The sequence below is a fragment of the Chitinophaga rupis genome (genome assembly GCF_900109685.1).
Lineage (GTDB): Bacteria > Bacteroidota > Bacteroidia > Chitinophagales > Chitinophagaceae > Chitinophaga > Chitinophaga rupis.
On record NZ_FOBB01000002.1, the window covers coordinates 758,468 to 780,845 of the forward strand.

23 protein-coding genes and 1 pseudogene are annotated in these 22,378 nt (G+C 47.3%); 10 read left to right on the forward strand and 14 right to left on the reverse strand.

Features of this window, described 5'->3' with window-relative positions; genetic code table 11:
- Window positions 1-6: 6 nt before the first annotated feature.
- From BMZ54_RS10170 to BMZ54_RS10180, 3 genes and pseudogenes are all read right to left on the reverse strand, one after another.
- Window positions 7-1,317: pseudogene (locus BMZ54_RS10170) on the reverse strand (membrane dipeptidase); the annotation flags it as partial.
- A gap of 157 nt (window positions 1,318-1,474) precedes the next feature.
- On the reverse strand, window positions 1,475-2,176 hold the full coding sequence (locus tag BMZ54_RS10175) for a LytR/AlgR family response regulator transcription factor (protein WP_089910141.1): 702 nt from the start codon (window positions 2,174-2,176) through the stop codon (window positions 1,475-1,477).
- Window positions 2,142-3,218, reverse strand: coding sequence for a sensor histidine kinase (locus BMZ54_RS10180; RefSeq protein ID WP_089910144.1), 1,077 nt, complete (start codon window positions 3,216-3,218; stop codon window positions 2,142-2,144). The genes BMZ54_RS10175 and BMZ54_RS10180 overlap by 35 nt, the downstream gene beginning before the upstream one ends.
- A gap of 215 nt (window positions 3,219-3,433) precedes the next feature.
- On the opposite strand from BMZ54_RS10180, the gene BMZ54_RS10185 reads away from it, so the two are divergent.
- Window positions 3,434-5,629, forward strand: a complete 2,196-nt coding sequence (locus BMZ54_RS10185; protein ID WP_089910146.1) for an outer membrane beta-barrel protein — start codon at window positions 3,434-3,436, stop codon at window positions 5,627-5,629.
- 57 nt (window positions 5,630-5,686) lie between these two features.
- Here BMZ54_RS10185 and BMZ54_RS10190 read toward each other — a convergent pair whose 3' ends face one another.
- On the reverse strand, window positions 5,687-6,538 hold the full coding sequence (locus tag BMZ54_RS10190; protein WP_089910149.1) for a hypothetical protein: 852 nt from the start codon (window positions 6,536-6,538) through the stop codon (window positions 5,687-5,689).
- A 177-nt stretch (window positions 6,539-6,715) separates the two neighbouring features.
- Here BMZ54_RS10190 and nfi point away from each other — a divergent pair, with 177 nt between their 5' ends.
- Window positions 6,716-7,384, forward strand: a complete 669-nt coding sequence (nfi, locus tag BMZ54_RS10195) for a deoxyribonuclease V (protein ID WP_089910154.1) — start codon at window positions 6,716-6,718, stop codon at window positions 7,382-7,384.
- Window positions 7,385-7,392: 8 nt separating this feature from the next.
- Here nfi and BMZ54_RS10200 read toward each other — a convergent pair whose 3' ends face one another.
- A complete protein-coding gene (locus tag BMZ54_RS10200; protein WP_202909201.1) occupies window positions 7,393-8,571 on the reverse strand; it encodes a serine hydrolase domain-containing protein in 1,179 nt (392 codons plus the stop codon).
- 144 nt (window positions 8,572-8,715) lie between these two features.
- Window positions 8,716-9,606, reverse strand: coding sequence for an NmrA family NAD(P)-binding protein (locus BMZ54_RS10205; protein ID WP_089910157.1), 891 nt, complete (start codon window positions 9,604-9,606; stop codon window positions 8,716-8,718).
- A 107-nt stretch (window positions 9,607-9,713) separates the two neighbouring features.
- Here BMZ54_RS10205 and BMZ54_RS10210 point away from each other — a divergent pair, with 107 nt between their 5' ends.
- Window positions 9,714-10,700, forward strand: coding sequence for a GlxA family transcriptional regulator (locus BMZ54_RS10210; protein WP_089910160.1), 987 nt, complete (start codon window positions 9,714-9,716; stop codon window positions 10,698-10,700).
- Here the strand turns inward: BMZ54_RS10210 and BMZ54_RS10215 are convergent.
- Both BMZ54_RS10215 and BMZ54_RS10220 read right to left on the reverse strand, forming a co-directional pair.
- Window positions 10,658-11,482, reverse strand: coding sequence for an SDR family oxidoreductase (locus tag BMZ54_RS10215; protein WP_089910163.1), 825 nt, complete (start codon window positions 11,480-11,482; stop codon window positions 10,658-10,660). The genes BMZ54_RS10210 and BMZ54_RS10215 overlap by 43 nt on opposite strands.
- Window positions 11,483-11,623: 141 nt before the next feature.
- On the reverse strand, window positions 11,624-12,424 hold the full coding sequence (locus tag BMZ54_RS10220; RefSeq protein ID WP_089910165.1) for a transglutaminase-like domain-containing protein: 801 nt from the start codon (window positions 12,422-12,424) through the stop codon (window positions 11,624-11,626).
- 98 nt (window positions 12,425-12,522) lie between these two features.
- Between BMZ54_RS10220 and BMZ54_RS10225 the strand changes: the two genes are divergently transcribed.
- Window positions 12,523-12,729, forward strand: coding sequence for a hypothetical protein (locus tag BMZ54_RS10225; RefSeq protein WP_089910169.1), 207 nt, complete (start codon window positions 12,523-12,525; stop codon window positions 12,727-12,729).
- Window positions 12,730-12,988: 259 nt separating this feature from the next.
- Here BMZ54_RS10225 and BMZ54_RS10230 read toward each other — a convergent pair whose 3' ends face one another.
- A complete protein-coding gene (locus tag BMZ54_RS10230; protein ID WP_089910172.1) occupies window positions 12,989-13,858 on the reverse strand; it encodes a glycosyl hydrolase in 870 nt (289 codons plus the stop codon).
- A 92-nt stretch (window positions 13,859-13,950) separates the two neighbouring features.
- The gene (locus BMZ54_RS10235) at window positions 13,951-14,928 is read right to left on the reverse strand and encodes an energy transducer TonB (protein WP_089910175.1); all 978 of its coding nucleotides are present in this window, start codon (window positions 14,926-14,928) and stop codon (window positions 13,951-13,953) included.
- Window positions 14,929-15,017: 89 nt separating this feature from the next.
- On the opposite strand from BMZ54_RS10235, the gene BMZ54_RS10240 reads away from it, so the two are divergent.
- Window positions 15,018-15,368 (forward strand): DHCW motif cupin fold protein, encoded by a 351-nt coding sequence (locus BMZ54_RS10240; RefSeq protein ID WP_089910178.1) that lies wholly within the window; start codon window positions 15,018-15,020, stop codon window positions 15,366-15,368.
- A 63-nt stretch (window positions 15,369-15,431) separates the two neighbouring features.
- Entirely contained in the window at window positions 15,432-15,893 is a 462-nt protein-coding gene (locus BMZ54_RS10245; protein WP_089911877.1) for an SRPBCC family protein, read from the forward strand.
- Here the strand turns inward: BMZ54_RS10245 and BMZ54_RS10250 are convergent.
- Window positions 15,877-16,596, reverse strand: coding sequence for a DUF92 domain-containing protein (locus BMZ54_RS10250; protein WP_089910181.1), 720 nt, complete (start codon window positions 16,594-16,596; stop codon window positions 15,877-15,879). The two genes, BMZ54_RS10245 and BMZ54_RS10250, sit on opposite strands and share 17 nt — an antisense overlap.
- Window positions 16,597-16,766: 170 nt before the next feature.
- On the opposite strand from BMZ54_RS10250, the gene BMZ54_RS10255 reads away from it, so the two are divergent.
- Entirely contained in the window at window positions 16,767-17,237 is a 471-nt protein-coding gene (locus tag BMZ54_RS10255) for an SRPBCC family protein (RefSeq protein WP_089910183.1), read from the forward strand.
- Window positions 17,238-17,302: 65 nt separating this feature from the next.
- On the forward strand, window positions 17,303-18,541 hold the full coding sequence (locus BMZ54_RS10260; protein ID WP_089910186.1) for an amidohydrolase family protein: 1,239 nt from the start codon (window positions 17,303-17,305) through the stop codon (window positions 18,539-18,541).
- A 56-nt stretch (window positions 18,542-18,597) separates the two neighbouring features.
- On the opposite strand, the gene BMZ54_RS10265 is transcribed toward BMZ54_RS10260, so the two are convergent.
- Window positions 18,598-18,981: an iron chaperone gene (locus tag BMZ54_RS10265; RefSeq protein ID WP_089910189.1), complete on the reverse strand. Its 384-nt coding sequence runs from the start codon at window positions 18,979-18,981 to the stop codon at window positions 18,598-18,600.
- Window positions 18,982-18,986: 5 nt separating this feature from the next.
- Window positions 18,987-19,427, reverse strand: coding sequence for an SRPBCC family protein (locus BMZ54_RS10270; RefSeq protein WP_089910192.1), 441 nt, complete (start codon window positions 19,425-19,427; stop codon window positions 18,987-18,989).
- 203 nt (window positions 19,428-19,630) lie between these two features.
- Between BMZ54_RS10270 and BMZ54_RS10275 the strand changes: the two genes are divergently transcribed.
- Both BMZ54_RS10275 and BMZ54_RS10280 read left to right on the forward strand, forming a co-directional pair.
- A complete protein-coding gene (locus BMZ54_RS10275) occupies window positions 19,631-19,972 on the forward strand; it encodes a TfoX/Sxy family protein (protein WP_089911880.1) in 342 nt (113 codons plus the stop codon).
- A gap of 258 nt (window positions 19,973-20,230) precedes the next feature.
- The gene (locus tag BMZ54_RS10280; RefSeq protein ID WP_089910195.1) at window positions 20,231-20,833 is read left to right on the forward strand and encodes a papain-like cysteine protease family protein; all 603 of its coding nucleotides are present in this window, start codon (window positions 20,231-20,233) and stop codon (window positions 20,831-20,833) included.
- A 67-nt stretch (window positions 20,834-20,900) separates the two neighbouring features.
- On the opposite strand, the gene BMZ54_RS10285 is transcribed toward BMZ54_RS10280, so the two are convergent.
- The gene (locus tag BMZ54_RS10285; RefSeq protein WP_089910198.1) at window positions 20,901-21,902 is read right to left on the reverse strand and encodes an aldo/keto reductase; all 1,002 of its coding nucleotides are present in this window, start codon (window positions 21,900-21,902) and stop codon (window positions 20,901-20,903) included.
- Window positions 21,903-22,378 lie beyond the last annotated feature (476 nt).

Genomic DNA, 22,378 nt, shown 5'->3' on the forward strand with positions numbered 1-22,378 from the left:
CGCATGCCGCTCCAGGTAAGATTGTAATTCACCCATATACTCTGCCGTTAAAAAGCCGTTCAGCGGATTAATAATGCCGTCAAAATCGCTTCCAATTGCCATGCAATCCCATGCAAACAGCTCATTTTTATCCAGCAGCTCCAGGATGTGCCGCACCTGGTTCCATAAAAGCTCTGAGCGGTAATGCCTTATTTTATTCAGGAACAGGGAATGTTTTATATTTTGCAGAACGGCTTTGCTGGCTACTCTTCTTTCATCCAGCTGAAAGCCCATTAACCCGCCTGACCTGGCAATGGCAATGATCTCGTTGTCGTACAGGTTAATGTCCTCCTGTAATAATTTGAACGCGGTATCTTTCAGGTCCGCCACCGGTTCATCCATAGAACGGAGGCCGTTAGCGGCAGCATGGCTTGCAATCAGCGGTATGTGCTCCCGGGGGTAGGCCCTGGCCAGCAGCTCCATATACTGTTTGCGCGATAAAGCGCTCATATGTTTAATATCTATGTAAATACGCTTGCCATTATCCCTGCCCAGCAATGCGGCCAGCACTTTATAACCCAGGTCGGTAATGCCGGTATCCAGCCCTTGTTCCTGGTTGGTAACACTACCTACAATACCTTTTAAGCTGCGGGCATGTCCGCAAAGCTTATTATAAAAGTGGTGGGCGAAGGTTACAAAAAAGGGCGCATGCTGCCATTGTTTAAGGGCTTTCACATTATCCAGGAAAACGGTTTCATTGGGGGCACCGGCTATATCAGGGTCCAGGGCGTGCATTCCTTCAATGGTGATCACCACCGCAATGGTATTATCGCCGGTGGGGGCCGACAGGTAATTTTCCAATTCGTTATAATTGCTTACCAGGCGGTAGGTGAAATCGCCGGATGCGGTGTTAATGAGCGCGCCATCCAACTGTTTATAATATTGATACTCATTTTTGAGATCTTCAAAATAGTTATTAATAGACTGTATGTAATTCACACGCTGCTGACCAACACCGGTAATAAAATTATCTACCAGGTCAGCAGGGGCGGTGGTGCCCAGCTTATTATCCAGGAATCCTCTTTCCAGCGGGTATAAGGATGCGCAAACCAGCCTCACATTGCCATAAGCCAGGGTGGTACAATCGGCCTGCGTGAATTTGGCAATACCGGCTACTAATTGTAAGGCACGTTCAAATAAATTGGCGCTGTCATAAAACCAGATGCTATTTTGATCGCGCCGGTTGTTATTGTTCTGGCCTGCGGGAGATCCGTCAAAGCTTTTGCCATACGGCTTCAGAGAGGGGTGACAGTGAATGTCGGCATAAAAGTGGTTCATGGGGTGTATGTTTTAATGTTGAGGTTAATCGATGGGGTGGTAGTCAAAAGTATCTTTTTTTTCCTTTCCGGTAAATAATTTTCCCGATTGCGTAAACAGCAGCCCTTTCAATTCATCAATTTTGCGCTCCAAAATTGCTATTTTCCCGGACAGTTTTTTATAAGCCCAGCTGCTTCATGAAATTATCCTTATAGGCGCTGCCAATGGGTATCTCCACCTCATTAATAAGAACACGGTTGCCTTCAATAAGCGTGATCTTTGCCTTGCTGATAATAAAGGAACGGTGCACGCGGATGAATAAGGCTTCCGGCAGCAGGGCCTCAAAGCTTGAAAAAGGCATATTGGGCAGCAGGGTATGCTGCGTGGTCACTACCTTAGTATAATTACCGCAGGCTTCTGCATACAGCAGCTCCTCATATAATACGCTATAGATCTTCCGATCGGTTCTGATGAAAAAGAAGGCAGGCTCGTTTGTTTCATAGACAGCCGGCGCCGGTGTGCGCATCCTTTCCAAAGCCTTATCCACCGCCATAATAAACCGTTCCAGGGAAAATGGTTTTAACAGGTAGTCACAGGCTGCCAGGTCAAAAGCATCCAGCGCATACTCTTTGTAAGCGGTGGTGAAAATAACCTGCGGCGGCTTTTTCAGTGTTTTAATAAAAGCAATGCCATCCAGCACCGGCATATTAATATCTACAAAAATAAGGTCCACGGTATGTTGCAGCAGCAGGGCCTTTGCTTCCAGTGCATCGCTGGCAGCTGCTGCTACCTGCAGCATGGGTAAGTGCGCGCAATAGGTTTGCAGTATTTCCCGCGCTACCGGTTCATCGTCTATGATCAGGCAATTGATCTTTTGCATCATATTTTAATTTTAACCGCAGCATTATGCTGTAAAAGGGTGGCTGGTCTGCTATCTGCAGGTCAAACGCGCCAGGGTATAACAAGGCCAGCCGCTGCTGCACATTCTGTAATCCCAGGCCGCTGTGCTTTTCGCGGGCAGCCAGCTCACTCTTCCTGCTTTCATAAGAGTTGTTAACGGTGAACAGGATGTAATTGCCCTGCTGTTTTAAACGTATATCCACCGTGATCTTTTTATTACCGGTGGTTTTGGAATGTTTAAAGGCATTTTCTATAAAAGTGATCAGCAGCATGGGAGCTATCTTTCCATGGATCTGCGCCGCATCTGCCAGGTCCAGCGTAAGCTCCAGCCGCTCGCCAACACGTATCTTTTCAAATTCAATGTAGTTGTAAATATACGCCAGCTCATCCTGCAGGGGCACAAACGGCTCCTTTACATCGTACACGGAATACCGCAGCAGGTCGGCCAGCTTCAATAACAGTGCGGGAATTTTTTCATGCTGGGTAATGGAAATACCATACATATTATTGAGCGTATTAAACAAAAAGTGCGGGCTCAGCTGCGATTGCAACAGCTGCAGCTCCCGCTGGCTTTGGGCGGCAGCTGAACGGGCATCCTGTAATTGTTGTGCAATGCGCACCCGTACCAGCTTAATGTACATGCCGGTACTAATACAGCACAGCAAAAGCGGGAACCCGAAAAAGAACCAGTACACAGCCTCATTATGCCGTTGCAGGCTGCCGGCAAAGAATATGGCAACAAAGCTGCTGGCTATCATTACCAGCGGCAGCAGGATGAGGATCCACACCGGTACATTCTGATCTTTAGGTATGCATAAGTGGGAAAGGTACCGGCCTGCATAAATGCTGCCCAGGATGCCCACCACCGCTGCTACGGACCATTCCTCATCGTTTGGGGAAGTAAAGTTCTTTACATACGAGTTAAAGAAGGAGTAGATCAGCAGGGCGGCAACCATAGTAAGCGCGGCGTACATACCCCATTTCATCCTGCTATCGCTGCCTGTGTTAAATGCCTGTTTCATGATAGTACCTTATGTATGCAAATATGAACAACTGAGCCGCCAGCCCCTAATATAAATGTTCAACAGCGGGCTTTTAATGACGAAACCGGGTGTAAGCTCCACTAAACAGTTCAACCCGTTTAATGGCCTTTCCATCATACTAACCGCCACATACGGCACAATTATTTAAATGGCTTGTAAATCCCTGTAATATTTGCCCTGTCAATCTAAAGATAATGAAAACCATTTTTGTTATTACAGCCATCATACTATGCATACATAACCTGTATGCGCAACAGCCGGTTACTGACAGCGCTCAGAAAAAGGTGCATTTAAAAGCTGTGGAGGTTACAGCAAAAAAACCACTGCTGGTGCAGGATATTGATAAAACCATTGTGAATGTGGATGCCATGATCAGCAGTGCTGCCAGCAATACGCTGGAAGTGCTGGAAAAAACACCCGGCGTACTGGTGGATAACAACGGGCAGATAAGCCTTAACGGTAAGGGTGCGCTGGTACTGATCGATGGCCGGTCTACATACCTTTCGGCACAGGATCTGTCCAGCTACCTGCGCTCCATACCCGGAGCCTCGCTGGATAAAATAGAGCTCATAGACAACCCCTCCGCCAAATACGACGCCTCCGGCGGAGCTGTGATAAACATACGCCTGAAGAAGAACCGGCAGAACGGCGTAAACGGCAACTTCTTCACTTCGTATAGCCAGGGCGTTTATGACCGGGAAAACACTAACCTGAATATCAACTACAAACGCGGAAAGCTCAATTTCTTTGGCAACTTTGACTATAGCCGTGAACGTAATTACAGTGCTGATGATAACAACCGGCAATTTTATACAGACGATACACAGCTGACCAATTCCGTATTATTGCAGAACCGGCGGCAGAACAGTTTCCGTAGCACATCCCTGCGCGTTGGCATGGATCATATGGTGAATAAAAACACCACCTGGGGATTTGTGCTTTATGGAGATCTGAACCCGCATAAAGAATGGATGAACTACAGGAGCAGCAGCCTTAACCCCGGCCATATAACAGATTCCACCAGCCAGGGTTTTATGCGGGGGCAGGATCGTAGAAAAAATGGAGCTGCTAATCTTAATTACCAGCATAAATTTAATAATGAAGGCCGGGAGCTCTCTGCTGACTTGGATTATATCCGTTATCAAATACCCGGTACACAACATTTGCAGAATAATAGTTTCCTGCCGGATGGTACCCTCAATGATCAGGCTGTGTTTGGCTACAATCTGTTACCTGGTATTGATATTTACTCCTTTAAAGCCGATTATACGCATCCGTTAAAGAACAAGGCAGGGTGGGAGGCTGGTGTAAAATCCAGCTACGTTACCAACGATAATAATTCCCAATACCTGGATCTGGAAGGCAGCTATCCTGTACAGGACGACCGCCGCTCCAACCATTTCATTTACCGGGAAAATATTAACGCCGCCTATATCAATGCCCGCAAAAGCTGGCGGCGTATAGGCGTGCAGGCTGGCCTGCGCATAGAAAATACGCACCTGCAGGGCCACCAGGTAGCCAATACTTATACACCGGACAGCAGCTTTACAAGAACCTATACCAACCTTTTCCCCAGCGTATTTGTAAGCTATAAATTAGACAGTGCGGGCAACAATACCGTAACTGCCAGCATTAACCGGCGGATAAACCGACCCAATTATCAGCTGCTGAACCCTTTCCTGTTCTACCAGGATAATTATACCTATACTGCCGGCAATCCCTTGCTGCGTGCGCAGTACCAAACCCAGTATGCGCTAAAGTACCAGCACAGGCAAAACCTGGGCATTGGCCTGCAATATGGCCGCTTTAACGATATTATTTTCCAGACCACAGAAGCTGCCGGCAATATTTTTATTACCCGCCCGGGAAATGTGTTCTTCGGTTACATGATCTTATTGTCTGTTAACACCCAGCTGAAACCCACCACCTGGTGGAGCCTGAACGCCAACCTGCAGCTGGCCAAAATGGCCTTAAAGGGAACCGTAGGCACTGAAGATCTCCGGAACGGCACCAGCACGGGCCGGCTGAATATTATGAACCAGTTCAGCTTTCAGAAGGGCTGGAGCGCTGAGCTAACAGGCTTGTATTTTGGAAAGGACATACAGGGGCAGCGCACTGTGGACCCGCGTTACCGGGTAGCCGCTGCCGTGCAAAAAAAGATATTGAAGGACAAAGGCAGCATCCGCCTTTCAGCAGAAGATATTTTTCATACCTGGATACCAAAGGAACGGGTGATCAGCATTAAACAGGCCAGCGTATACCATACCAATGAAACGGATACGCAGCGTATAGGCGTTGCCTTTACCTACCGCTTTGGTAAGGAAGATTTTGCCCGTAAGCGTAAACATGCGGATAATGCAGCTGATGCGGAAACGGAGCGGGCAAATTGATAAAAGGCCCGTGGCATATCCTGTACCACGGACCTTCATCCTTATCATGACAGCTATTTAATATTTCTGAGGCGGTTGTTTTCCGTTACAATGCCAGTTGGTAGTACATTTCAACAGCCCATCGCCATACCAAAGCGAAGTTTCGTAGTAGGTAACATAACCTTCCCCATCAATTTGCTGGTTAACAAAAGAGCGGTCAAACGGTGGGTAGTAGGAAAGGCCCTTAGCGGTAAGCATTTTATGATGCGGGGAGCTGGGTAATAATCTTAGCAGCTGCAAGATCATTATCTCACGGGTAGCTATATCGGCATCATTCACAAAATAGCTGCCACCTTTGATCGGGGTATTATAGTCGTAGGTAAAAGTCATAGAAAAGCTTGTATCCTGGTCCCATACGTAAGCAAGCACATTCCCATATGGGTCATACTTTACGGAATAGGCGCCGTATACATCACCTTTTGCAGCTTTTACCAGCTGACCTTTATTATTATAGGTATAGTATTGCCAGGGACCCACAAAGCCCAGGGGATCCTTCAGGAACGAACGTACCGGCTGTTTCCTGTTGTTCAGCTCAACGCGGAGTACCGTGTCCTGGCTGGTACTGTCTATGAGAAACGCCCAGTTGCCGGATGTTTTGAAATAGGCTATATAATCATATGGAGAACCAGGCCCCCAGACATTCATGTAAAACTTGTCAATGCTGCCATCCGCTTTATAGATTTTATCAAAGCGGTAACCACGATTAGAGTATAGCACGTGGTCATCATCGGTAATGGCTACAAAGTTTTTTGCATCGCAGCCGCAATCTTCAGGTTTAGGCGGCCAGTGATCATTTTTATTACAGGCAGCCAGTAAGCATAAAAGGGCAAATACGCACGTGGTACGTAACAGGGGTAAGTGGAAAGGCATAAGAGATCATTTAAATGGTTAACGGAGATCGTGGAATTGAGGAAACTATTGCCAGTCGCTGATAAGGATGATGCTATGACCCAAAGGTACAATACCGTTTTACAAATGCCGGCGCTGTTCGCAGATATTTGTTTTGATAAATTATGACCGTTTGTTATGTATTATTATTTTTGAAACATGCTCACAGAACAGGATGCCATTCGCCTGCAGGAAACCTTACGCCAGCAGGTGATCCCAACAGATGTATTGCCCGCACAGCTTAATATTGTGGCGGGTGTAGATGTGGAATATGATAAAGACAGCGACCTTATTGCAGGCGCTATTGTGCTGCTGGATTACCATACCCGGGAAACGCTTGCCATTGCTACACATTGTATGCAGGTAGAATTCCCCTACATTCCCGGTTTATTCTCTTTCAGGGAAATGCCCGTGCTGCTGGAAGCATGGTATAAGCTCAGCACTTTTCCGGATGTAATTATTTGTGATGGTCATGGCTGGGCGCATCCCCGCCGCTTTGGCCTGGCTTGCCATTTAGGAGTAACGCTGGACCGGCCCACTTTAGGATGCGGTAAAACCCGCCTCACCGGCCACTTTGAGGCGCCTGCTGTGGAAAGAGGAAGTTTATCGCCCTTACTGGCAGAAGATAATGGTGAACATATTGGCAATGTATTAAGAACACAAACCGGTATCAATCCCGTGTTTGTATCAGCCGGCCATAAAATATCATTGGCTGCCGCCACCAGCCTGGTGCTGCAAATGACTACGGAGTACCGGCTGCCGGAAACTACCCGTAAGGCGGATCAGTATGCACGGGAAGCTTTACTGCAATACAAGGGAATGTTATAATTACTTTTTCAGATTATAGGGAATATAGTACTGCCATTCCCAGGGCGTATAGGTGTCACCGATAGCAGTGGCCAGCAGCTCTTTAAAATGCTTTCGCCGTTATCGCTGTTGGTCATGATGAGAATGCCGGTCTGTTTTTCTGGAAAAATAATACAGTAGTGCTGAAAGCCGTCTCCATGGCCTTCTTTAAAAGCTCCCCAGCCATAAGGCGATTTCAGTAAGCCCCAACCCAGTCCATAACTCAGGGAGATATTATCATTGGCGGTGGAGGTGGTATCCTGCCAGGCCTTTGGGCCAAACTGGTGTGCAGAGCGCAGCCGTATTTGCGGGGTAAACATTTGTTTGGTGCTGGCGGCACTGATCAGTTTATGCTGCAGCACTGCTGTTATAAATAGGGTAAGATCATCCAGCGTGGTTTCTAAGGTGCTGGGGGAACGGGGCTCATTATCCTTGTCTTTTTCATACAGCTCGCCGTTTGATTTATGCCCTACGGCATAATCAGCTTCATATGCCGGTAGCCACTGATAGGCGGAGTGCTGCATGCCCAGGGGCGTAGATATTTTTTCCTGTACCAGCGTTTGCAGTGGTTTGCCCAGCATTTTTTCAAGCACTACCTGCAAGTACACCATGCCTTCGCCGGAGTAGCTGTAATGTGTACCCGGCTCAAACATTACCCGCAGTTTTTGGTCCGGCATATCCCAGCGCCAGTTGGGAAAACCGCTGGTATGATCCAGGCACATACGGGCCGTTATTTTGTGGTACAGGCTATCTGATCGCAGATCGGCATAATGATCATGCCATTTGGTTTTTGGTGCATACGTATAAACAGGCTGCGGCAGGTAATCCTGCAACGGTTTGTCCAGGTTTAATATGCCCTCTTCTACCAGCTTTAACACCAGCACGGTAAATACAACCTTGCTCAGTGATGCGCCGTATATGTTGGAGTGCGTGGTTAAAGGGGCTTTAGTGTCTATCCGTTTGTAACCGAAAGCGCGTTTGTACACCACCTTGTTCCCGTTAAAAACACTGACCTCCAAACCCTGTACATGCGCCGTATCCATCAGGTACTGGATCTTTTGGGTTAAGGCAGCAGCGGAAATGGTGCTGTTATCGATCTTTTTAATCTGCTGGGAAAAGGCGGTAAGGGAGCAGGCAAATAAGCTAAGCAAAAGGAAGGCAAAGCGCATAAGTGGGGATTTTGTGTATCCACTAAAGATATTATACGCTTTGCACAAAACCTAGTAATTACCTATTGGGAAAAGGCCCACCGTGCAGGCGCCTCCTGCACCCGATCATGAATGCCCGCCCGGAAAATGTGTTGCATAAAACAATTATTTGAATGCGGAGATGTTCTTATAAACAAATTCTGCAAAATTGGTTGGCCGTATACCAAAACGTTTATGCGTATCCAGCTTGATGTGTGATTCAATACATTTACTCCGTTCCCTGGCAATTTCCATCAGTATGCGGATGGAAATTGCCGGCACACCCCGTGATGTCAGCGCGTTCTCATACGCCTCAAACGACAGGTTGTTATGCCTCATTTTCCGGCCGGTTACCCGGGTCAGTATTTCGCATGCCTCCTCCATGTTCAGGGCGTCGGGGCCGGTCATTTCATAGATGCGGTTATCATGGCCGTCCTGGGTAAGCAGCTGTACGCATACTTTTGCCACATCCTCAATATCTACCGGCGACAATTTGCCCTGGCTGATGGGTAATGCCAGCTCGCCCCGCTCCATATTTACACCGGCCGGCGCGCCGGGGAAGTACATTTGCATGAACTGGCTGGGGCGTAGCAATGTCCACTGCAGGCCGGAATGCACCAGGTAGTCTTCAGCATTTTCATGTTCTTTTTGCGCAATGAAGTTCTGGCTGTTAAAACCAATGCCGGAATCGGCGCCGGAATATTTTATTACATGTGTTACGCCTGCTTTTTTAGCGGCATCGGTAAAGCTTTGCTGGGTATCTACCATTTTTTTGGCAGCAGAGGAGATCATCAAAACTTTTTCAACGCCTTCCAGCGCGGCGTGTAATGTTTCAGGCTGTAGCATATCACCTTCGTAAATACTTACATGTGTGTAGCTTTCCATTGCTTTGGCTTTTTCGCGGTCGCGGATCAGCGCTCTTACAGGAATACCCTGTTTTTCAAATTCTTTGATCACCAGCTGGCCGCTTAAACCCGTAGCGCCGGTTACCAGTATGTTTGCTGTTGGCTTTTTCATTTGTATGATTTATACAGCAAAGCTATTGCGGCACATTTGTTTAAACGGGGGCATAGATGACAACTTAAGGGGTTGTTTGTGCCAGTGTTGTAATGGACCTTTAATGCATGAAAAAGGTATGTTTCTTATTACCGGAAGGCCTTGTAAAACCCAGCTCCTTATTTGGAGCTATAGAGGTGTTTGAAAAGGCCAATGAGTTCCTGGTAGAAAAAGGCAGATCCCGGTTCTACGAGCTAACCCTTATTGGCAGCGGCATTTCACAATCGCTGCTGAATGCGCAGTTCGTGGTACAACCTGACCGTCATAACCTGAAAACCCTGCAGCCGGATATTATTATCATTCCTGGCTTATATGAACAGGACCGGTATGCTTTGGAAAAAAATCAAACCCTTATTAACTGGATGGTGCAGCGGTATGCACAAGGCACAGAGCTGGCCAGCATGTGTACCGGCGCTTTCCTGCTGGCAGCTACCGGGCTGCTGAAAAATGAAGAATGTTCTACCCACTGGCGGGCCAGCCGATCCTTTGCCGCCATGTTCCCGGATGTGCATTTGCGTACAGATAAGATCATTACAGAGCTAAATGGTATTTATACTGCAGGTGGCGCACAATCGTCCTTAAACCTGATCCTATACCTGGTGGAAAAGTATAACGGGCGGGCAGCAGCACTGTACTGCGCTAAGATATTGCAGATTGATATTGAGCGCAATTCCCAGTCGCCGTTCATCTTTTTTGAAGGATATAAAAAACATGAGGATGATGTGATCCGCAGATCGCAGGTATACATTGAAAAGAATATTGACGAGCGTATTACGGTGGAGTTCCTGGCCAGCCAGTCTGCCATGAGCAGACGAAGCTTCATACGCCGGTTTAAAAAGGCTACACAGCATGTGCCCATTGAATATATCCAGAAAGTAAAAATGGAATCTGCCAAACGGGAGCTGGAACAAAACCGTAAGAATGTAAATGAGGTGATGTATGCAGTGGGGTATACAGATAGAAAGGCTTTCCGGAATATGTTTAAGAAAGTAACGGGGTTATCGCCGGTGGATTACAGGGCGAAGTATTCCCAATTATCCACCTCAAACGCATAACCTAATAACGCCTCCACATACACGCTGTTCACTATTTTCCACTGCAACTTTTCCAAACGGAAATGCGGCAACACCAACCCGGCCCTTTCCGCTGCCTTTGTATAAAAATCGCTACGAGAAGGGTGGTGCGGTGCACAGGCATTTATAGTATAACCATAACGCGACTGCTGAATAACAGCCCTGCAAATGCCCGTAGCATCCAGCTGGTGCAGCAGGTTCACGGGCGCTAACCCATTGGGTACATCTGTTTTACCGGCAAAGAACCGCCCTGGATCACGGCCAGGGCCTATCAGGCCGGCAAAGCGAAGAATAGTAGTTTGAAAAGCTTCCGCATTACGGAATAAGTTTTCTGCAGTTACCAGCACTTCACCGGATAAGGTATCCGGCGCCGGCATGGTATGTTCATCTACTTCCGTATTATGATCACCATACACGCTGGTAGCGCTGATAAAAATAACCTGTTGAATGCCATAAACAGTAATGGCTTCCACTAAGCGTTGCATGGCAGGTACATAATTACCAGCCTGGCCGGCGCGCGCTTTGGGCGGTACGGCAATTACCAGTACCTCGCAATTAAAAAAGTCCGTTTTAACTGTTGGTGTGGAAAGGTCCAGTATTGGCATAGAAAGGTCCAGCAGAAAAGGGGCTATACCGGCTTCCGTTAACACCGCCAACTTATCACTGGAGGTAGTAGAACCTTTTACCGTAAAACCCGCTGTGATCAATGATTGAGCCAGGTGCAGCCCAAACCATCCGCAGCCCAGTATGCTGATCGTTCCCATAATTGAAATCCCGTTTAGCCTTTGCCGTAAAGGCGTTTACTCTCCGGCAAAGGTAGTGATGGGGGGCATAAGCCGCAAATAGCATTGTTATACAGGGAAATATCAGCGCCTGGCTAGCTGTTCCGGCACCGGCGCCAATACCTAAAGGGTAATGGTACCGGGCGGTGGCTGCTCTACCGTTACCGCCATAGCGGTTAGGGTTACCGGTCCAAAATGGCTGGCAAAAGCCACATCTGCAGCATCACGCCCGTAAGCGATGGTGATGCGGTTGCCTTTGGGTTCGGTTTGGGTGGCATCAAAACAATACCAGCGGCCGTCAAGATAGGCTTCAAACCAGGCATGCAGGTCCATGGGTTTTAATTCATACAGGTAACCGGTTACCATTCTCGCCGGGATATCCAATGCCCGGCAAAGGGCGATGCCCAGGTGTGCGAAGTCCCTGCACACGCCGGTTTTAGTAGCTAAAATATCAAAGGCAGAGGTAGAGCTGTTCGTAGTACCGTACTGGTAAATGATGTTGGTTTGGATCCATTGGCGTATAGCCTCCACCTGCGCATAGCCCGGCGCAAGGTCTTTTGTGATCTCCATGGCCAGCGAAGCCAGCTTATCAGACTCACAGTAACGGCTGGGCAGCAGGTAATGTAACATAAAGTCGGGCAGCAATTCTACCGGCGTCCATGGAGCGCTGTAATTTACATCAATAAGATCGGCACAATCCGCTACCACGGTGCTTCTTATCTGGAAGTCGCCCATCGGCAGCACAATACGCTGGCACAGGTTGCCGTAGGTATCCGTAAATTCCGTCATGGTCTGGTAAGGGGAGGTGTGCATTTCTTCTTTCACTATAAATTGTGCAACACCGCTTTTGGCGCGTAACATAAAGGTGGTTGGTACCGGCGTTTCGCTGGTAAAATTGAGCAAACAGGAGGCTTGAATGAGCATATTGCAAGGTACATCTTATCGGCACATTTTCCCATCATGTCTACTTTTCCTAAATGGCTATGGGGTTGGGGGCTAGTTTTGTATAACAAACAGTTTTTATGAAAGCAGCCACAGAACGTAAGATAATCCGCTGGTTACACATTATACTCAGCATCCCCATCCTGGGATATATCTATGGGCCGGTAGCAGCCAATCCGCCTGCTGCAAATGCGGTACGCTGGGTATTTTTGCCGGTAGTGATATTAAGCGGGCTTTGGATGTGGAAAGGGCATTTGCTGCGGAAAAAATTAAAAGTTAAAAAGTAAAAATTAAAATAAATGCAGCGATACTATACCGTTGCATTTTTATTTTAATTAATAATGAACAATGAATAATTAATAATAATGGATGCGGTTATCCCGGGTTAAGCCTTTTATCATTAGCAGCCTTTAGAAGTAATAATTAATACAAAGAGGACGATACTTCAAATTGAAATATCGCCCTCTTTATTTTGCTGGTTGCAGAAAATGCATTTCATCGGCGTACCGGCCCTACGATTGTTAATTATTCATTCTTAATTCTTAATTATTTAATCTTCTCATTCGGCTTATAATCTGCATACCACTGGCCCAGCGTTGTCAGCTTACCATTCGCATCTACCAGGGCGGACGACCATAAGCGGCTGCTGGTAGGGTTCCCGGAAAACCAGGAGTAACGCTGTACAAAGGGCAATGCTTCCAGCTGTGGTAACAGTCTTTGCATAAAGCCGAGTACCATGGCCGGTGTATACGGATTCTCCTGCATAGTTTTGGCATCATTGGCGCAGGTAGCAAACTCCGTGATCCAGATGGGGAGGTGATATTTATCGTACAGGTCCTGCAGTGTTTTTACAAAGTGAACGTCGTCTGTACCTACATACATGTGTACGCAAATAAAATCTACCCGGCGTTTCTGTGCAGCAGCTTTGGTCATAAAATCAGTGAACCACTGCGCGGTTGGCCATGACACTGCCGGGCTGCCCAGTGGTAAGCCAACACTTTCCAGCTGCGGCCATAATGCCAGCGCATCGTCCACGCTCATGTTGGATTGGTCACCCAGGTCAGGTTCATTAAAGCCCAGGATGTATTTTATTTTACCCTCTGCTTTCTTTTGTTTAACATAGGCAATATTATCGGCCGTTACATTGCCTTTGCCCCAGAACATGGTGGCAAACTCACAGTTGCCGGGCGCCTGGTCAAACGGCAGGGTAGTGCCCCAGGTGTAGAACCAGTGGCTTTTTAGCAGGGTAATATTGCCATACCAGGTGCCATTGGTTGTGTTGGTGCTGAAGTCAGCGCCTTTTTTACCCACAGTTATGGTGTTGTCGCCGCCACCGGCAGGTTTATCATCATCTTTTTTGCTGCAGGAAAATAATAATAAGGCACTGAAAAACAGTGTGATGTTCAGGATGCGCATAGGATACGTTATATGATTAAAATTTACTATGAAAGGTATGACAACTTATCATGAAATCAAAACCCCGTACTATCACGGTACCGGTTATACGGTTAATTGCCTTCAAGGGCAAACCTGATCGGCAGGATAAATGCCATCCGTACATTTTTTCCCCTCAGTTTTCCGGGTTCCCATAAAGGCATAAGTGATATTACCCGCAGCGCTTCTTCATCAATACGTTTGGATACGCCCCGGTGTATGGTGATCTCAGTGAGGTTACCTTTTTTATCTACCTCAAACCGTACTAATACGGTACCTTCATTTCCCATTCGTTTGTCTGCCGCAGGGTATTTTATATGCTGGCCAATGAATTTTATCATAGCGCTATGCCCGCCGGGGTAAGCAGCGGAAACCTGTATGGAATCGTAAACCGTTTCTTCCCCGTTTTCCCCGCAGCATATGCCTTTCAGGAATTTACCATCTGCATATTCCTCTTCATATTGGATCTGACCTCTTTTATCAAACCCCTGCCAAATGCCCTGGGGCCGCCCATTGCGCACCAGCCCTCTTTCCAATACCACCCCGGCGCTGTCGATCCTGCGCAGGAACCATCCATTTCCATTTATTACTTCTGCACATCCTGTACTATCCCAGCTGTTGTTAATGGTATAGGCGTACCCTTCCTGCTGCCAGGGCTCAGCGGCTGCATCTGCCGCAAAGGAGTACTGCATTTTCATTTGTCCGTTATAGTAATAATCAGTCCATTGCCCGCTGGGTTTACTTTTAGTATAATAGCCCGTTTTGTATGGTTGTTGTTTGTTGTTGTACCAGGTACGGTAACCATTGAGCAATAATTTTGTTTTGGAAGTGGATAGCATGCGTCCCAGCAACCGGCCGCTGATGGTATATTCCTGGATCTCATACAGCTGTCCGGTAGAGTCCTCGCCTTTGCTTATAATACGCCGCATATGAGTAGCCTGCCCTGCCGGTACCTCGTTCCAGTATTTGTTCATGAAAAGAATAGTAGTATCCTGTGAAAATGCGCATACAGGCAGCATACCTGCAAAGGCCAGCAGCAGGAGGGATCTCATGGTATAGGTATTTAGCAGTAAAGTTATACATTTCACTTTTGTTATGAAATCCTATAAATTACGGGTTATAATAAACAATCACGTAACCCATGCATCCTGCAAACATTCCTTTCCAAACCACTGACTGGGAAAGCATACCTGCCACAAAACATGCCGGCGATACCGGCGAAGCATATTGGAAAACACTGCAATACGGCGATCTGCGCATCCGCATTGTAGAGTATTCCAAAAACTATAAAGCAGATCACTGGTGCGCAAAAGGCCATATCATTTACTGTATTGAAGGGGAAATGACCACGGAGCTGGCAGATGGCAGTACCTACCGGCTAACAAAGGGTATGTCGTACCAGGTATCTGATGAGCTGAGCTCTCACCGCACTTCTTCCGAAAAGGGCGTAAAGCTATTTATTGTTGATGGCGCATTCCTGGCACTGAAATGAACAGTGATGGGGAGCCGGAAAGACAAATGAATATTGCCTATTTTAGCAGTAAACCTGCACGTTTTGGCAAAAACATATTTAATTCAACGTAAACAATTCTTACCCGTCACGCTGGAACGTGCCTGGGAATTTTTCAGCACGCCGGCTAACCTGCAGGCCATTACCCCGCCGGATATGCGCTTTGTGGTAAAAGAGGGCGAGTACAGCAAAGGCATGTATGCCGGCCTCATTATAGAGTACACCATCCGCCCCATATTAGGCATACCACTATACTGGATGACGGAGATCACGCATGTGGATCACCTGCGTTATTTTGTAGATGAGCAACGTTTTGGCCCCTATGCTTTCTGGCACCATCAGCATCATTTTAAAGCAGTGGAAGGAGGGGTGGAGATGACGGATATTGTGCACTACCGTTTACCCTTTGGCATTCTTGGAACGATGGCCCATGCGCTGTTTGTGGGCAAACAACTGGAAGGTATCTTTACTTACCGTACCAAAGTGATCCCTACATTAGTGTACTAAATAACCACGCACAAAAGGCTGCAAACAGGGTGTTAAGAAAGTTCACTACATCATTATTAATATAATGCCTGCGCTCCAAAGAAGCGCCCAGCACAGAATCTGCCAGGTTACCCAGTATGCCTGCCAGCCCAATAAAAAGGAAATACCTGTTAAAACCAATCCCTAACGCATATACGGCGGCAATGATGAATGCGCCTGCAGCGCCTATCAGCGTACCTTCCAGGCTCACTACACCATCCAGCCCGCGGATGTCTTTTTTAAAGGTTAATATATTGTAATGATTACGGCCATAGACCATACCCAGCTCAGAAGATAATGTGTCTGAAGTGGCTGCTGCCAGGCTGGCCGCCAGCATAACATGATACAGGAAAGCATGCGCCGGATGAATAATTGCCATCACCGCCATTAATGCAGCAGTGCCGCCATTGGCCAGTACCTGCCAGGCATTCCTGGCCTGGGGATGGGCCCCTTCCGGGTGCAGGCCGGCCTTCACATCTTTCCGGTGCGCTGTAGCCAGCACGCCCAGCGTAAAAAAAGTTCCCAGCAGCAACAGCCCGTTATATCCTGTACCCGCAAATACCAGGAAGCCCACCACACCGGCAGTGAGTGCAGCCGTGACCGTTAATTTCCTGGTGCGGATGCAAATGATAATGACCAGGAGCAGCAGCCCTGTTACAATAAAAACGTCTTTTGTAAATAACATGCAGGGCAAAGCTATATAAATATCATGTGAAGAGCATACAGTTCATATACCGGCATCAGGGCAAGGAATTTGTGGCGATTTCCTGTGGAATTATTATATTCGTAACCAATTGGTTACCTATAGAGGCGGTTATACGCCCGTTTATTATCAGACCATAAAAACTTTAACAGATGGCAGCAAATGAAAACAAACCTTTTGCAAAAGCAGAAATGCTCATTCGCAAACCGGTGAAAGAAGTATTTGATGCGTTTGTGAACCCGGAAGTGATCACTAAGTTCTGGTTCACGCATAGCTCAGGCCCGCTGGTAGCAGGTAAAAAAGTAGAATGGACCTGGAGCATGTTTAACCTTACGGTACCGGTTTTTGTAAAGTCAGTTACACCTGATAAGGAAATAGTTATGGAGTGGGGTAATGGAGAGGATATTACCCTGGTTACCTGGATATTTAAACCGCTGGCCGGGAAGGGCACTTTTGTAAGCGTGGTGAATGAAGGTTTTAAGGGAGATGCTGCAAAAGTGCTGGCCGCTGTGCGCGACAGCACAGAAGGTTTTACAATAGTGCTGGCCGGTGCAAAGGCATACCTGGAACTTGGAGTGCAGCTAAACCTGGTAGCGGATAAATTTCCGGAAGGGCATCATTAGCATTTTTTCACAGTAATGTTGTAAGGGCCGTTAAAACATTTAAATTGCCCTTCAAAACTATTACAATGAAAAAATTATCCGCCATTCTTTTCGTAATAGCCCTGTATTTGCCAGCCATGGCCCAACCTGGAGCAAACCACCAGGTACTGGCATTAACAGGTGCAAAGATCTATCCTTCCCCGGGTGCAAAGCCCATTACCGCAGGTGTGGTGCTGGTGCAGGATGGTAAGATCACTGCAGTAGGCAGTGCAAAGACCGTTAAAATACCCTCAGATGCCTTTGTTATAGACGGTAAGGGAAAAGTGCTGACCGCCGGTTTCTGGAACTGCCATGTGCATTTTATTGAACCTAAATGGCTTCATGCAGACAGCTTGCCTGCTGCGCAATTAAGCAAACAGCTAAGCGATATGTTTGGCCGTTATGGTTTTACCCATGTGTTTGACCTGGCTGTATTTGACTTCTCAAACCTGTTAGCGCTGCGTAAAAGAATAACAGCCGGAGAAGTGAGCGGGCCGGCCATAATGAGCGTGGGCGTGCCTTTTACTCCCCCTAACGGAAGCCCCGTTTATATCAGGCCCCTGAAGCTGCCGGAAATAGGTACACCAGCAGAAGCTACTGCCTATGTGCAGAAGCAGATCCAGGCAGGCGCCGACGGTATAAAAATATGGGCCGCCTCACCCAACGGCCACGAGGTAGTATCTATGCCGCTGGATGTGGCCCGTGCCGCAGTAAGCGCCGCACATGCGCTGGGCAAGCCGGTATTTGCACACCCTACTTCTGATGCCGGCGTTGACATAGCTATTGAAAGTGGCGTAGATATATTGGCGCATGTGGCACCGGATGATCATAGACCCTGGGACACCGCCACCATCCACAATTTGCTGCGGCATAAAACAGCGCTCATTCCTTCTTTAAAGCTCTTTAAATGGGAGCTGCTAAGAATAGGGCTTCCTTTGGACAATGGCAACCTGATAGCCACTGCCTTACAGCAGGCCGGCTCTTATGTAAAAGCAGGCGGTGAAATATTGTTTGGTACAGATGTAGGCTACGTAACAGATTATTCCACCACCGATGAATTTGACTTTCTTGCACAGGCAGGTTTTAGCTTTGACCAGATCCTGACCGCCCTCACAACAGCGCCTGCTAAAAAATTCGGGCTGGGCGCACAAACGGGCCGTGTTGCAGTAGGTATGGATGCTGACCTTGTGTTGCTGGAAGCAGATCCTGCAACGGATAGTAAAAGGTTTGCAGACGTAGCATGTACAATTGCCAAAGGGAAAATAATTTACCAGGCAGGCAAATAAAAAAACCTGTTTGCCATTTGGCAAACAGGTTCCTTTTGTTATTGTAGCAATAAACCTTACTTCTTTTTAGCCATTGCCTTTTCCTTATTTTCCTGCATGCGTGCCCGCACGATCTTTTTGATCAGCGCTACCGGTAAGGGTGCATCCGGCTCAAAATGAATGGTAGCGCCGGATACCTTTAGTCCCTTCAGCTCCGCCTTCATGGCGGCAACCAGCGGAGGGCTCATTACATACAGGCTGCAGTATTGCTTGTTGGCGCCAATACCTACCAGCATGTAATAATACTTAAAGCAGGGGATCTGGTAGCTGATCATTTCCTGTGCTTCCGGTGCTAGGGATTGAATAAGCGCCCGCAGCTTTTCCAGCGTACCCCTGAAGTGCTGGGGTACGCTGGCTATATATTCATCTGTATCTTTAGGCGCTACAGTATTTCCGCGCATAGGTGCTAATTATTTTCTGCCAGCGTTTTTACACGATCCAGCGCTTTGGGGAAGGTTTGCTGAAAGTAGTCCTTATATTGCTCCGTAATATCCATGTCAACGGTGAGCTCTGTTTGCCCATCCACAGTTTTAAGCGTGTAGTTCTCATGAGAGCCGGCCCATTCCTTTACGCCCGGGCTTTCCATATCTTCCACGCCATTTTTCACAAAACCCAGGTGCTTTATAGACATATATTCATTGGGAATGTTCTCTGCAATGGTAGATACCATCCCCTCGTTCTTATGATCCAGGAACAATACCTTACTGCCCTTTTTCCAGTCGGTTTCTGCGCGGGAGCCTTCGCTGAATACGGAGGTCCAGTCGCGGTAAGAGGCATCGTTCCAGAGTATGTTCCATACTTTTTCGCGGGGTGCGTTCACAGCAATTTTGAATACTTGTTTTTCCATGGTTTGAGGTTTTTAAGTAATCAATATTCTAATACAGGTTAAATGATATGTAGCAAAGATGCAACTCTTTTATATTATCCCCGAGGGGTAATAGCGACTATTAAAGGGGTAAATTCCGTCATCGTTATTGCAGCAGCATGTGCCTGTCTGGTTTTTTTATAAATTTACCGCAGAAGCGATCACCACTAAATTACAGCCTGCATATGCCTTACAACGAACAACTGGCCATACGTATAAGAAAAGCGCTGGCCGGGCAGCCTGCCCTGGAAGAAAAGAAAATGATGGGAGGACTTACTTTTATGGTAGATGGAAAAATGTGCGTAGGCATCATGAAAGATGAGCTGATGTGCCGTATAGATCCAATGGAATATGCGGAGGCGCTGCAAAGGAAAGGCTGCCATGAAATGGCCTTTACCGGCAGGCCTTTGAAGGGTTTTGTGCTGATAGCTGCAGAGGGCATGCAGGCAGCCGCAGACTTTAATTACTGGATCCGGCGCGCACTGGCATATAATAAGGTCGTACCTGCAGCCAAGCGGAAAAAGTAAGCAGCTCCCTAACTGGTACAGGCAGGTTTAGGGCATTGGCCCGGCCGGAAGGGCAAGCGGTGCTACCCGTACCAGTGCCTGGTCCCAAGATTATTGCTGAATTTCAAAAAAAGATGTATCTTAATCTTCAGTTAAGATCAACCGACTTACATTTAACTCCTGTTTCTATTACGCTGAGCATCCAATTCCTCTCCTATTATCCGAATACATTTTACGGAAAAAGTGTACATAGTTAATTATTAAATCCCCGATCCCGCTATGAAACGTATTGTGGTATATGCAATGCTGTACCTGCTGCACACAGCTTTTGTCAATGCCCAGACAATGCAGCCTTACTCTGTGGATATTGCCACTCCCGGCTCTTTTTATGCATTACAAAAACAACCTTTATGGTGCTGGGCTGCCTGTAATCAAATGGTGCTGAATGCAGTGGGCATCCCGGAAACACAGGAAAAGCAGGTGCTAAAGCTTTTTGGGCAGCTGGTGAACCGCGGCGCCGGCGGAAACTATGAGCTGGCGCGTATGCCCCTGGGCGGGCGTTATGAGAATGAAGCAGGTGAAACCGTGAATGTACGCGTATACATTTCCTACGGCCGTTTTAATGACCCCTTAGTGATCATTGATCATCTTAAAAAAGATATTCCACTGGTGATGGCCACCAAAATGCACGGGCGTGTTTGTGTAGGGGCTGATTATATTACGGATGGCCGCACCTGTAAAATAACGAAGCTACGTTTGCTGGATCCTGCCGGCCCGTCGGAGCAGGTGATCGAGTATACTATGCAACAGTTCAGGGACGAAGGATTGATAGGTTTTATGACCATTGATCTGCAGCCCGATTATACAACCATCAACAAATAAGTCAAGGGCAGCCTGGAGTATGTAAATTACTGCAGGCGCCCTTGCACAAAACAACTAACCTCAATTGTTATTTATCTATCAGCTTCATGGATCCTTCCAGGTAACGCTCACCTGATACCGGGTAACGTTCCAGCAGCCCGTTAATAGCAGCAAGATCAGCGGCGGAAAGTGTTACGTTAACAGCGCCCGCATTATCTTCCAGGTACTTGCGTTGTTTAGTGCCGGGAATGGGAATAATGTCCTGGCCCTGCGCCAATACCCAGGCCAGCGCCAATTGAGCCAGCGTACAGTTCTTATCCTTTGCAATAGCGGTAAGCTCCTGTGTCAGGGACTGATTATTAGCCAGGTTATTACCGGTAAAGCGGGGCAGCTGTTTGCGGAAATCACTGTCCGGCAGGGATTGTATATCCATGGCATTGGTAATGAACCCTCTGCCAAGCGGGGAGTAGGGTACCAGGGAAATGCCCAGCTCACGAAGCGTGGGTAAAATATTGTCTTCCACATCCCGCGTCATTAAGGAGTATTCTGATTGCAGCGCTGTAATGGGATGCACGGCATGGGCCCTGCGGATGGTAGCGGCAGATGCTTCGCTTAAGCCCAGGTAACGTACCTTGCCGGCTTTCACCAGCTCAGCCATCGCCCCTGCGGTTTCCTCAATAGGTACCTGTGGATCTACACGGTGCGTGTAATACAGATCAATGGTATCTATTTTCAGTCTTTTAAGACTGTTGTCTACTGCAGTTCTTACCCATTCAGGCGATCCGTCAAAATATATATTGGGGCTGCCGCTGATCCCGGTTTGCCCATCCCGGGAGCGGAACCCGAACTTAGTGGCAATAAATATTTTGTTACGATTGGGCACCAGTACATTGGAGATGAGCTTTTCATTTTCTCCGTTGCCATACATATCGGCAGTGTCCCAGAAATTAATGCCCAGGTCTAATGCCCGGTTTAAAGTAGCAATGCTTTCCGTATCATTCCTGTCGCCATAAAAGGCGCTCATACCCATACATCCTAACCCGATTGCGGATACTTGCTCTTGCGTGGTTCCCAGTTTCCTGTATTGCATAAATGAATGTATTTAGAAGCTCAAAAGTAATCCGCTTGTGATTTACAGCGCTTAAACTATTCAAACAAAAGCTTACAAATTTCAAACAGGCAAACAGGCTAAAAGCTAAAAGCCAAAAGCTAAAAGCGAAAAGCCCAATGCCAAACGCTAAAAGCTGTTGTCCAGCCGGGTTTCTCAGCATCACTACCTGCCGGTTCGCTCAGTTGCTGCCGGAGGTGCAAACGAAAGGACCTTTGCCCGGCGTCACACGCTTGATAACGCATAATATATCTAACCGCGCTGATACGATTATCCAACGTCAGATATTTATTCAAACAGGCGGGCGCAGTCCGTCGTTGCACCTCCGGTGGAAGGCCACTCCATCACTAAAAACAACAGAAAGCTAAATTGATCAATTCATTTGCAAAATCGATATTGCACTGGGCTTCGCAGAAAAAATTTTATGAAAATAAAAAGGATTGGCTTATATTTCATAA

What these genes read in the sequence shown, in the direction of transcription:
- BMZ54_RS10175 (WP_089910141.1), bottom strand. Translation starts at nt 2,176, where the DNA reads ATGCAAAAGATCAATTGCCTGATCATAGACGATGAACCGGTAGCGCGG.
- BMZ54_RS10180 (WP_089910144.1), bottom strand. Translation starts at nt 3,218, where the DNA reads ATGAAACAGGCATTTAACACAGGCAGCGATAGCAGGATGAAATGGGGT.
- BMZ54_RS10185 (WP_089910146.1), top strand. Translation starts at nt 3,434, where the DNA reads ATGAAAACCATTTTTGTTATTACAGCCATCATACTATGCATACATAAC.
- BMZ54_RS10190 (WP_089910149.1), bottom strand. Translation starts at nt 6,538, where the DNA reads ATGCCTTTCCACTTACCCCTGTTACGTACCACGTGCGTATTTGCCCTT.
- nfi (WP_089910154.1), top strand. Translation starts at nt 6,716, where the DNA reads ATGCTCACAGAACAGGATGCCATTCGCCTGCAGGAAACCTTACGCCAG.
- BMZ54_RS10200 (WP_202909201.1), bottom strand. Translation starts at nt 8,571, where the DNA reads ATGCGCTTTGCCTTCCTTTTGCTTAGCTTATTTGCCTGCTCCCTTACC.
- BMZ54_RS10205 (WP_089910157.1), bottom strand. Translation starts at nt 9,606, where the DNA reads ATGAAAAAGCCAACAGCAAACATACTGGTAACCGGCGCTACGGGTTTA.
- BMZ54_RS10210 (WP_089910160.1), top strand. Translation starts at nt 9,714, where the DNA reads ATGAAAAAGGTATGTTTCTTATTACCGGAAGGCCTTGTAAAACCCAGC.
- BMZ54_RS10215 (WP_089910163.1), bottom strand. Translation starts at nt 11,482, where the DNA reads ATGGGAACGATCAGCATACTGGGCTGCGGATGGTTTGGGCTGCACCTG.
- BMZ54_RS10220 (WP_089910165.1), bottom strand. Translation starts at nt 12,424, where the DNA reads ATGCTCATTCAAGCCTCCTGTTTGCTCAATTTTACCAGCGAAACGCCG.
- BMZ54_RS10225 (WP_089910169.1), top strand. Translation starts at nt 12,523, where the DNA reads ATGAAAGCAGCCACAGAACGTAAGATAATCCGCTGGTTACACATTATA.
- BMZ54_RS10230 (WP_089910172.1), bottom strand. Translation starts at nt 13,858, where the DNA reads ATGCGCATCCTGAACATCACACTGTTTTTCAGTGCCTTATTATTATTT.
- BMZ54_RS10235 (WP_089910175.1), bottom strand. Translation starts at nt 14,928, where the DNA reads ATGAGATCCCTCCTGCTGCTGGCCTTTGCAGGTATGCTGCCTGTATGC.
- BMZ54_RS10240 (WP_089910178.1), top strand. Translation starts at nt 15,018, where the DNA reads ATGCATCCTGCAAACATTCCTTTCCAAACCACTGACTGGGAAAGCATA.
- BMZ54_RS10250 (WP_089910181.1), bottom strand. Translation starts at nt 16,596, where the DNA reads ATGTTATTTACAAAAGACGTTTTTATTGTAACAGGGCTGCTGCTCCTG.
- BMZ54_RS10255 (WP_089910183.1), top strand. Translation starts at nt 16,767, where the DNA reads ATGGCAGCAAATGAAAACAAACCTTTTGCAAAAGCAGAAATGCTCATT.
- BMZ54_RS10260 (WP_089910186.1), top strand. Translation starts at nt 17,303, where the DNA reads ATGAAAAAATTATCCGCCATTCTTTTCGTAATAGCCCTGTATTTGCCA.
- BMZ54_RS10265 (WP_089910189.1), bottom strand. Translation starts at nt 18,981, where the DNA reads ATGCGCGGAAATACTGTAGCGCCTAAAGATACAGATGAATATATAGCC.
- BMZ54_RS10270 (WP_089910192.1), bottom strand. Translation starts at nt 19,427, where the DNA reads ATGGAAAAACAAGTATTCAAAATTGCTGTGAACGCACCCCGCGAAAAA.
- BMZ54_RS10275 (WP_089911880.1), top strand. Translation starts at nt 19,631, where the DNA reads ATGCCTTACAACGAACAACTGGCCATACGTATAAGAAAAGCGCTGGCC.
- BMZ54_RS10280 (WP_089910195.1), top strand. Translation starts at nt 20,231, where the DNA reads ATGAAACGTATTGTGGTATATGCAATGCTGTACCTGCTGCACACAGCT.
- BMZ54_RS10285 (WP_089910198.1), bottom strand. Translation starts at nt 21,902, where the DNA reads ATGCAATACAGGAAACTGGGAACCACGCAAGAGCAAGTATCCGCAATC.